The organism is Dictyoglomus sp., from assembly GCA_025060475.1.
Taxonomy (GTDB): domain Bacteria; phylum Dictyoglomota; class Dictyoglomia; order Dictyoglomales; family Dictyoglomaceae; genus NZ13-RE01.
The window spans coordinates 1-874 of record JANXBZ010000042.1; the positions used below are offsets into that span (position 1 = coordinate 1).

The 874-nt window shown below is 35.5% G+C and carries 1 protein-coding gene; it reads left to right on the plus strand.

Features of this window, described 5'->3' with window-relative positions; translation table 11 throughout:
- Positions 1–874 (plus strand): ABC transporter substrate-binding protein (locus NZ841_08460; protein MCS7202792.1); only part of this gene is annotated, 874 nt, incomplete at both ends.

The window sequence follows — 874 nt, forward strand, 5'->3', positions numbered from 1 at the left end:
CCTTGGATATTATGCTCCCAAGCATTATTTAAAACAATTCCATGTTAAGTATACACCTAAGGAACAATTAGAAGCTTTAGCTAAGAAGGAAGGATTCTCTAAGTGGTATGAGTTATTCCAATTTAAGATTGATTACATTCAAAATCCAGAACTTCCCACAATGTCTCCTTGGAAAGTAGTAAGTAAAAGCCCCAATGAGCCTGTTTATGTGATGGAGCGATATCCATATTATCCAGTAGTGGACACCGAAGGAAATCAGTTACCATATATCGATAGGGTTGTTTCTTACTTAGTAAGTGATGCAGAAATGATCAATATGAAGGCTATTGCAGGAGAATTAGATTTCCAAGTAAGACACATAAGACTTCCTAATTATACTTTATTTATGCAAAACAAAGATAAAGGCGGATATAGAGTTTTAAGATGGGGTTCTGGTGTGGGAGCGGATCCAGCTCTCTATCTTAACCAAAATGTAAAAGATCCTGTAAAAAGAAAATTATTCCAAGATGTAAGATTTAGACAAGCATTATCCTTGGCAATAAATAGAGAAGAAATAAATAAGATGCTATACTTTGGATTAGGAACCCCAATGCAGGCAGCAATACCAAAGGGTGGAGCATATTATGATCCAACATGGGAAAAGGCTTATGCTCAATATGATCCAGCAAGAGCAAAAAGATTATTAGACGCTATGGGATTAAAGGTTGGAAGGGATGGATTTAGAGTTGGACCTGATGGAAAGACAATAGAGTTGATTATTGACTTTACAACATATCCAGGAAACGCTAATATGCAAGTAATGGAATTAATTAAAAGCTACTGGGAAGCTATTGGAATTAAGACTATTGTGAGACAGATTGAAAGAAGCTTATAT